Genomic DNA, 8316 nt, shown 5'->3' with positions numbered 1-8316 from the left:
CAGCCCTCGAGACTCGCGCCTGCGGCGCATGCGCTTCGAGGGCTGAAAGCAGGGCCGGGCCGAAACCGTCCACGGGTCTCGCTGAACTCGGCGCCGCGGCCGAGCACGTCTAGGCTCATCGTCGATGTACAAGAGGGAGCTTCACCAGCGCGCCGTCCGCCGTTTAGGCTCGGTGCTCGCCGCCGCGGTCTGCGCGGCCGGACCGATCACCGTCTGCGGGCCTGCGATCGCGCAGCCCCCACCACCCACGACCACCCCGTTCACCACCCCCGTCACCGATACCTGCCCGCAGCGTGAGCGGCCGCCGGCCGCGATCGACACCTCCGAGGTTCCGGCGCCCGGCGAGCCCACACCCACCCCGCTACCCGTCCCGGACTCCCCCATCGGCGGCAAACGCCTGGGTGAATGCGGTGTGGTCCTGCCGACGGGCGCACCCGCGGTACCGCCGGACATCTCGGCGACCGCCTGGATGGTGTCGGATCTCGATACCGGCGCCGTGGTGGCCGCCAAGGACCCGCACGGCCGCTACCGTCCCGCCAGCACGATCAAGGTGCTGCTGGCGACCATCGCGTTGCGCACGCTGGACCTCGACACCGTCGTCGTCGGCACCCAGGCCGACGCCGATGTGGAGGGCACCCGCGTCGGGATCGGCCCGGGTGGCCGCTACAGCAACCGCCAGCTGCTGCACGCGCTGGTGATGGCGTCGGGCAACGACGCCGCGCACGCGTTGGCGGCGCAGTTGGGCGGTGACGCGGCCGCGGTCGCGAAGATGAACGATCTCGCCGCCTCGCTGCGCGCCTACGACACCCGCGCGGCCACCCCGTCCGGCCTCGACGGCCCCGGTATGAGCACCTCGGCCTACGATCTGTCGCTGCTGTTCCGCGAGGCCATGTCGATCCCGCTGTTCGCGGAGATGATCCGCACCGAACAGTTCGACTTCCCCGGTTTTCCGCCGAATCCGGCCGTGCCCGGCGATCAGGATCATCCGGGTTTCCCGATCGCCAACGACAACGGTCTGCTCTACAACTATCCGGGCGCGCTGGGTGGTAAGACGGGGTTCACCGACGATGCGCGCCAGACCTTCGTGGCGGGCGCCGAACGCGGCGGCCGCCGCCTGGCCGTGACCCTGTTGCAGGCCGACGTACTGCCGATCCGCCCCTGGGAGCAGGCGGCCCGATTGCTCGACTACGGATTCGCCCTCGGACCCGGTGCCCAGATCGGCGAAATCCCTGGTGACCGAGCCGAATCCGAGGACGGCGACGCGGTACTGGCACTGCCTCCCCAGGAGGGCGCCCAGAACGCCATCGCCTATTCCGCCCAGCCGCGCGCAGCGGGCGGTTTCGACGACCTGTGGATGATGCTGATGGTCGGCGGTCTGATCCTGGTGCCGATAATGCTGGTGGGTACGTGGCATATCCGCACTCGTAAACGCTGACCCGGCCCGGCCGGTCACCCGGGGCACGCCGCCCGTTCGCCCGATTCAGTGGCGGCGCCGCCGGATCCGGGACAGACCGGCGGCGGTCAGTGCCCCCGCTCCGAACAGCGCGGCCGATTTCCCCAGCGACGGCCGTCCGGTGTCCTGGATCCGCGGGCTGATCACCGCGGGTCCGGGCAGCGGGGCCGGCGCGAGTTGTTCGTTCTCGCGCGCGGTGGCCGCCCAGGCGGTGGCGAAGAGGATGATCCGGTACACCACGTAGCTGAACACCATGATGCCGATGATCGAACCGAACGCCGCGCCCGCCGGACTGCTCAGCACCGACCGCAGATAGATCCCGGCGAGGTTCTTGAAGATCTCGAATCCCACCGCCGCCAGCACCGCCGCCCGCAGCGCGCTGCGCAGTGTCACCGGCTCGCGGGGCAGGCGGGCGATGATCCAGGCGAACAACGCCCAGGACGCCACCATCGCCAGCCCCGTGGACAGCAACCACAGCAGCCACCGCGACCCGGGCATGTCCTGCAGCCCGACGAGTTCGAGCAATCGCACCCCGAGCCGGCTCGACGCCAGAACCGACAAACCCAGCGACAGTGCCAGCGCCAGGAACAGACCGAACAGCGCGCCCAGATCCGACAGTTTGTTGCGGAACCAGTTCGAGTCGTCGGATTTCTGCTCCCACTGCTCGGTCAGCGCGGCGCGCAGGTTCGCCATCCAGCCCAGCCCCGAATACAACCCGGTGAGCAGACCCAGGACGCCCACCGCGCCGCGCGAACCGATCGCCTGGTCGATCAGATCGTTGAGCTGATCGCCCATCTCACCGGGTATGTTCTCGACGACGCTGGTGCGCAGTTCGTCGAGCAGATCGGCGTTACCCGCCAGCACGAAACCCGCGATGGCGAAGGCGATCATCAGCAGCGGGAACAGGGAAAGCACCGTGAAGTAGGTGATACCCGCCGCGTAGTGGTCACCGCGCTGGTTCTGATACCTGCCGACGGCGCGTACCAGATGGTCGAGCCAGGGCCGCTGCCCGATCGTCCGCTGGACCCTGTCCTTCACTGTGTCGATCACCTGCACTGTCAGCGCCCCTCGCTCGCCCCGCGCACCGGCGCCGGACCGGCGCTCAGCGGGTGAGGAACCCGACCCGGTCGTAGACCTGTGCGAGAGTGTTGCCGGCGATCTCGCGCGCACGCTCGGCCCCGGTGGCGAGAATACGATCGAGTTCACCCTGATCCGCCATGTACTCTTCCACTTTCGCACGAAGAGGCGTGACAAATCCGGTCAGTGCGTCGGCGACGTCGGCCTTCAGATCGCCGTAACCCCGGCCGGCGTAATCCTTCTCCAGCGTCACGATCGGGGTCTCGGTGAGCGCCGACAGGATCACCAGCAGATTGCTGACCCCCGGCTTCGCCTCCACGTCGTAGCGGATCTCGCGCTCGGTATCGGTCACCGCCGAGCGCACCTTCTTCGCCGTCACCTTCGGATCGTCGAGCAGGTTGATCAGGCCCGCGTCCGAACTGGCGGACTTGCTCATCTTCGCGGTGGGATCCTGCAGGTCGTAGATCTTCGCGGTGCCCTTGACGATATGGGCCTCCGGCACCACGAAAGTCTTCTTGAACCGGGTGTTGAACCGCTGGGCCAGGTTGCGGGTGAGCTCCAGATGCTGACGCTGATCCTCACCCACCGGCACCTGATGCGGCCGGTAGAGCAGGATATCGGCGGCCATCAGCACCGGATAGGTGAACAGGCCGACAGTGGTGTTGTCGGCGCCCTGTTTCACCGATTTGTCCTTGAACTGCGTCATCCGGCTCGCTTCGCCGAACCCGGTGAGGCAGTTCAGCACCCAGGTCAGCTCGGCGTGCTCGGGTACCTGCGACTGCACGAACAGGGTCGAACGCCCCGGATCGATCCCGAGGGCGAGCAGTTGCGCGGCCGCCGACCGGGTGCGTTTGCGCAGTTCCTTCGGATCCTGCGACACCGTGATGGCGTGCATATTGGGGATGAAGTACAGCGCGTCGTAGTCGTCCTGCATGGTGACCCAGTACTGGAGGGCACCGAGGTAGTTTCCGAGGTGGAACGAATCACTCGTGGGCTGGATACCCGAGAGCACTCGCTGTTTACGCTCCCCGGCGGACGGGGTCGGAGCAGGACTGGACATGCCCCGATCCTCCCATGTGCATCAAGCGGAATTCCGCTCCACCCGTGTCCACCGGGCACCGGGCACGAGCGGGGGCCCTGCGTGGTCACGCTGCGCTACCGCCTCCGGGCCTGACCCGCTCGTGCCACTTACGCGGATCGATGTCCGGCATGCTGCGTTTCCCCTCGCGTGCCAGACGCTGCTCCTGTTTCGTGATCAGCCGGTAGACCGGCGCGCTCGGACCGTTGAGCGCGGTTCTCACCGGCCGGGGCACCAGGAACGAGGGCACGCTGTGCGCGTTGCGCACCGACTGCGCCAGCCCGCGGTAGGCGAGTTCGTCGCCACGTTTCCAGTCGATCCCGTACATACCCCGGATCCGCGGCGGCAGGCTGCCCTGCACCAGCAGGTAGTAGGCGGCACTCACCTGCTGCGCGGGCGGGCGCTGCGGATAGGCGACCGTATGGCCGGACAGGTAGTTACCGACCATGCGCGCCTCGTCGGTGAGGAACAGCTCGTCGGATTCCAGGTAGGTGTCGAAGTAGGCGCGGAAAGCCGGATAGTCCGGCGGTGCGGCCTCCCGGGGCATCCCGAACAGCTCCCCCCAGCGCACATAGTCCTGGTACAGGCCCTCGCGTTCGCCCTCGCTCAGCCGGCGCACCAGCAGGTCGTACATGACCTCGGCCGATTCGAAGGTGAACGCCATGGTCATGAAGCTCAGGTGCGGGTCGTAGGCGGAGTAGGGCGAGCCCGCGGGATGGTGGGCGCCCGCGTCCTCGGGCAGCCGGCCCACGACCTTCGCATGCTTCTTGCCGGTGAACTCGAGCGCCCGGTCGGCTTCCGCGCGGGTTCCGAAGAACACCGCCTCGAAGAGTTTCCCGGTGAGGGCCAGCCGGGTGTAGGGCGTATCCCGGTGTTCGGTCGATTCCGCGGTCCCGACGTACAGCAGCGGGTTGACCGCGCCGATGACCAGGGCCCGGAGCCCGTAGGTCAGCCCGACCGCGCGTTTGCGCATAACCCGCCGGATCATCGAATCGTCGGCGAAGTATCCGGTGTCCACGGCCATATCAGCCTCCTGGTTCGGCTCCCCATCGAGCGCTGCGCGTCCGCGCATCTGGCAATAGCATCCTCCAGTTCCGAGATTCTGGCAAGATCAACCACCAAATTTCCCGGCGGCCCGGCGCCCGCCCCGGGGCAGCGGATTCACAACGACCGACATGAACTACCTCACACGGCATCACACCGGCGGACGTCCGCTCGTCCATAGGACATCGGTCCCGCTGATCAGAGAGTCATGTCGTGAAAGCCAACCTCTTGTCCCGCCCGGCCGGCGCAATCGCCGCCCTGTCGATCGCCGTCGCCGCACTCGTAACCCCCGCGGCGCACGCGCAACCGCCGGTCTCGTCCTACCGGTCGCAGTATCTGGAACGCGTGGAGTCGCGGTACGTCGACACCGACCTCGCCCGCTTCCACTACACCCGCACCGGCACGGGTCCGCCCGTGGTGCTCGTCGCCGGCGGCGGCCTGTGGGGATACTCGTGGCGCGATGCGATCCCGGTCCTGGCCGCCGACCACACCGTCTACGCGGTCGACCTCCCGAGTCAGGGCTACACCGAACTCCACCGCGACGACTTCGGCTACGACCTGCCCGCCATGTCGCGGGCCCTGACCACCTTCCTGGACGCCGTCGGATTGGGCCGGACCGCGCTGGCCGGGCACTCGTGGGGTGGCGCCTGGAGTCTCTATTTCGCCCAGCAGCATCCCGAGCGGGTCGAACGCCTGGTCCTGCTCGACTCTCCCGGCCTCGATGCCGAAAAAGCTCCCACCACACCACTGTTCACCACACCCGTCCTGGGTGAGCTGGCCACGAACCTGACCGACCGCGCCTTCTACGCGGAAAGCATCCGCGGCGCCTTCCACAACCGGCACCTCGTCACCGACGAGATGATCGACGAGCTCTACGCGCCGTACTCCCGGGCGGCGAACCGCGCCGGTTTCCTGTCGCTGTGGCGCAACACCGACTACCGGCTGACCGACGCCGGCCTGGCCCGGGTCTCCGCGCCCACCCTCGTGCTGTGGGGCGCCGAGGACACCTGGCTGCCGTCATCGCAGGCCCAACGCCTCGCCGCGCGGATACCGGGTGCCGTGGCGACCGTACTGCCCGGCTGCGGGCACACCGTGCACGAAGACTGCCCCGCCCGGACAAGCGCCCTGATCACCGAATTCCTTCCCTGAACGCGGCCGGCGTCGCGAACCGGGACGCTTCGCGACGCCGGTCACCGGGCGACGAGGACCGGCGCGACAGCGGCCTCGCTCCATCCCGCCTTGCCCCGCGTACGCTCCGGAGCCGCCGACCCGCCATGATCTAGAGATGGCAGCGCAGCGCACCTATGGCGGTTTGTCCGCAGAGCAGCGGCGGGCCCAGCGGCGATCCGCGTTACTCGACGCGGCGCTGGAGATCATCGGCACGCAAGGTCTGGACAAGCTGACCGTTACCGGGATGTGCACCGAGGCCGGCCTCAACGAACGCTACTACTACGAGAGTTTCACCAGCCGCGACGATGTCCTCACCGCGCTCGTCGACGGGATCGCCGAGGAACTCGTCCTGGTCATCGCCGCCGCTCTGCACGACGCCGGCGCCGATTCCCGCGACAAGGCACGCGCCGCCATCGCCGCCGGAATTCACCTGCTCACCGACGACCCCCGCAAAACCGAGGTCACCATGGTCGCGGCCATGGCCACCCCCGCGCTCCGGGCGCGCACCACCGAAACCATCCGGATCTTCGCCCGCCTGGTGGCCAGCGAAGGGATCGAGTTCTACGGGGTCACCGACCCCGCCCCCGACCCGGTGATCGATTTCCGGGCCACCTATCTGGTGGGCGGCCTGGTCCAGACCCTCACCGGCTGGGTGCGCGGCGACCTGCCGATCTCCCGCGACACCCTCATCGACTACACCACCGACGTCTTCGTACTCCTGGGCGAGGATTTCGCCCGGAACAAGGAATGACCGCGGCTGCTCAGATTCGCAACGGCACCCCGGCCAGACCCGTGGGGGCGCCCTGGAGGATCACCCGGAACACCACCTCACGCGACGGCCAGAAATCCGCGCACTCCTCCACCACCGAGGCGAACCACTCCCGCTCGTCCGGAGCGTCCGCCAGCAGCTGATCGGCGTCGCGGACAGCGATCACATAGCCGCCCGCCGCCCCCAGCGATTCGTCCAGGCCCAGCAGACATTCGTCGAAAGAATCCTTGTTCGGGCGGAAGTAGTAGGGAAACTGCAGGGCCGCCGCGAACTCGTCGAACAGCGCCGATACCGTGCGCATCCGGCTCCCGCGCACCTCACGCACCCGGAAATCGTCCGGCGCCCGATAACGCACCCCACTGAATTCGGCGGCGGCGACATCGGCCGTACCGAGGGCGGTGTGCGGCCCGCCGGACGAGCGCAGGCCGGTGTCGTAGGAGAAGCTCAGGAAATCCGCCAGTGCGACAGGATCGGGCATCAGCGCATCCTCGTGAAGGTGTCGTAGTGGTCGCCGGTGTACCACGCCGAACCGTCGCTACCGGTGATGATGCGTTCGGCGTCACGGGACTGCCCCTGTTTCTTCGGGTTCACATCCCATTCGCGATAGTTCACCCGCTTCCCGGCGTCATCGGTCGCGGGCAACCGGCCCTCCCGGTTCCGGAACGTCTCCCCGCCCTTGGTGCCGGGCGCGTTCGCCGAATCCGGCCAGCGTCCGGCGTCGATCTCGGCCAGAGTCGCGTAGGCGCGGTCCGGTACGCCCGCCACCTGCGACGCCACCGGCGAATCGGTCGCCGGACCGGATCGCCCGCCCACCGGCGCCGAAACCGTCGAGGTCGCCGATGCCGCCGCGGCCGGAGCACCGGCCCCCTCGTCCCCCGCCTGGGCACTCAGGAACGCGACCACGGCGGCCACCACCACGGCACCCACCGCCGACAGGATCTTCAGAACTCTCGCACGCACGCGCTACCCCTTCATCGATACTGCACCGTCACCGGAGCGTGGTCCGACCAGCGCTCCGCGTAGGTCGCGGCCCGCTCGACCACCGCCTGCTTCGCCCGCTCGGCCGCCTCCGGAGTCGCCAGCTGATAATCGATCCGCCAGCCGGTGTCGTTGTCGAACGCGCGCCCACGATACGACCACCAGCTGAACGGACCATCCCCCGCCGGGTGAAGTTCACGCACCACATCGACGTAACCCGCCGCCAGCTGCCGATCCAGCCAGGCCCGTTCCGCGGGCAGGAACCCGGATTTCTTCAGGTTGCCCTTCCAGTTCTTGAGGTCACGTTCGGTATGCGCGATATTCCAATCCCCCGCGATGACGAAAGCGCCGGTGCGGGTGGCCATCCGGGCCGCCAGTTCGTCGAGGAAACGGTACTTCTCGTCCTGCCTGGGCGTCTCCGATTCCCCCGTGTGCACATAGACGCTCGCGACGGTCACCTCGTCGAACTCGACCTCGATATAGCGGCCGGTGGTCACGAACTCGCTATCCGGTTCCACCCCGATCCGCACCGCCCCCATCGGGCGCCGCGACAGCACCCCGACCCCCGCCCGCCCCTTCGAACCGGGCTCGGCATGCGCGAGATACCAGCCCTGATCCAGCGCCGGGGCGAGCGCGGCGGCGATCTGCGCGTCGTCGGCGCGGGTTTCCTGCAGGCAGACGATATCGGCCTCGGTCCGCGACAACCAGGCCAGCAGCCCTTTGCCGGCGGCGGCCCGGACGCCGTTG

The 8316-nt window shown here is 68.4% G+C and carries 9 protein-coding genes; 3 read left to right on the top strand and 6 right to left on the bottom strand.

Annotated features, from left to right (window positions below; all coding sequences use genetic code 11):
- The first annotated feature begins 124 nt into the window (after window positions 1–124).
- Complete coding sequence (locus ACWDU1_RS25660; protein ID WP_450002257.1) at window positions 125–1435, top strand: D-alanyl-D-alanine carboxypeptidase family protein; 1311 nt, start codon at window positions 125–127, stop codon at window positions 1433–1435.
- A 45-nt stretch (window positions 1436–1480) separates the two neighbouring features.
- On the opposite strand, the gene yhjD is transcribed toward ACWDU1_RS25660, so the two are convergent.
- From yhjD to ACWDU1_RS25645, 3 genes are all read right to left on the bottom strand, one after another.
- Window positions 1481–2509, bottom strand: coding sequence for an inner membrane protein YhjD (gene yhjD, locus ACWDU1_RS25655; RefSeq protein WP_450002255.1), 1029 nt, complete (start codon window positions 2507–2509; stop codon window positions 1481–1483).
- Window positions 2510–2555: 46 nt separating this feature from the next.
- Window positions 2556–3590 carry a tryptophan--tRNA ligase gene (gene trpS / locus ACWDU1_RS25650; RefSeq protein WP_450002254.1) on the bottom strand — a complete coding sequence of 345 codons (1035 nt, stop codon included), beginning with the start codon at window positions 3588–3590 and terminating at the stop codon, window positions 2556–2558.
- A gap of 85 nt (window positions 3591–3675) precedes the next feature.
- A complete protein-coding gene (locus tag ACWDU1_RS25645) occupies window positions 3676–4632 on the bottom strand; it encodes an oxygenase MpaB family protein (protein ID WP_450002252.1) in 957 nt (318 codons plus the stop codon).
- Between the two features lie 233 nt (window positions 4633–4865).
- Between ACWDU1_RS25645 and ACWDU1_RS25640 the strand changes: the two genes are divergently transcribed.
- Both ACWDU1_RS25640 and ACWDU1_RS25635 read left to right on the top strand, forming a co-directional pair.
- Entirely contained in the window at window positions 4866–5801 is a 936-nt protein-coding gene (locus ACWDU1_RS25640) for an alpha/beta fold hydrolase (protein ID WP_450002250.1), read from the top strand.
- 136 nt (window positions 5802–5937) lie between these two features.
- Window positions 5938–6573: a TetR/AcrR family transcriptional regulator gene (locus ACWDU1_RS25635; protein ID WP_450002248.1), complete on the top strand. Its 636-nt coding sequence runs from the start codon at window positions 5938–5940 to the stop codon at window positions 6571–6573.
- A gap of 10 nt (window positions 6574–6583) precedes the next feature.
- Here ACWDU1_RS25635 and ACWDU1_RS25630 read toward each other — a convergent pair whose 3' ends face one another.
- The 3 genes from ACWDU1_RS25630 to ACWDU1_RS25620 form a co-directional block, all read right to left on the bottom strand.
- On the bottom strand, window positions 6584–7069 hold the full coding sequence (locus ACWDU1_RS25630; RefSeq protein ID WP_450002246.1) for a barstar family protein: 486 nt from the start codon (window positions 7067–7069) through the stop codon (window positions 6584–6586).
- Window positions 7069–7551 (bottom strand): ribonuclease domain-containing protein, encoded by a 483-nt coding sequence (locus tag ACWDU1_RS25625; protein ID WP_450002244.1) that lies wholly within the window; start codon window positions 7549–7551, stop codon window positions 7069–7071. Before ACWDU1_RS25625 ends, ACWDU1_RS25630 begins: the two co-directional genes overlap by 1 nt.
- An 11-nt stretch (window positions 7552–7562) precedes the next feature.
- On the bottom strand, window positions 7563–8316 hold a 754-nt coding region (locus ACWDU1_RS25620), incomplete at its 5' end, for an exodeoxyribonuclease III (RefSeq protein ID WP_450002242.1).

This window comes from Nocardia sp. NPDC003345 (assembly GCF_053589395.1).
The sequence above is the reverse complement of the archived record's forward strand: the minus strand, read 5'-3'. Positions and strand labels throughout refer to the sequence as shown.

Excerpts from the sequence above, each read along its gene's own strand:
- trpS (WP_450002254.1), bottom strand. The coding sequence starts at position 3,590 with ATGTCCAGTCCTGCTCCGACCCCGTCCGCCGGGGAGCGTAAACAGCGA.
- ACWDU1_RS25660 (WP_450002257.1), top strand. The coding sequence starts at position 125 with ATGTACAAGAGGGAGCTTCACCAGCGCGCCGTCCGCCGTTTAGGCTCG.
- ACWDU1_RS25630 (WP_450002246.1), bottom strand. The coding sequence starts at position 7,069 with ATGCCCGATCCTGTCGCACTGGCGGATTTCCTGAGCTTCTCCTACGAC.
- ACWDU1_RS25645 (WP_450002252.1), bottom strand. The coding sequence starts at position 4,632 with ATGGCCGTGGACACCGGATACTTCGCCGACGATTCGATGATCCGGCGG.
- ACWDU1_RS25635 (WP_450002248.1), top strand. The coding sequence starts at position 5,938 with ATGGCAGCGCAGCGCACCTATGGCGGTTTGTCCGCAGAGCAGCGGCGG.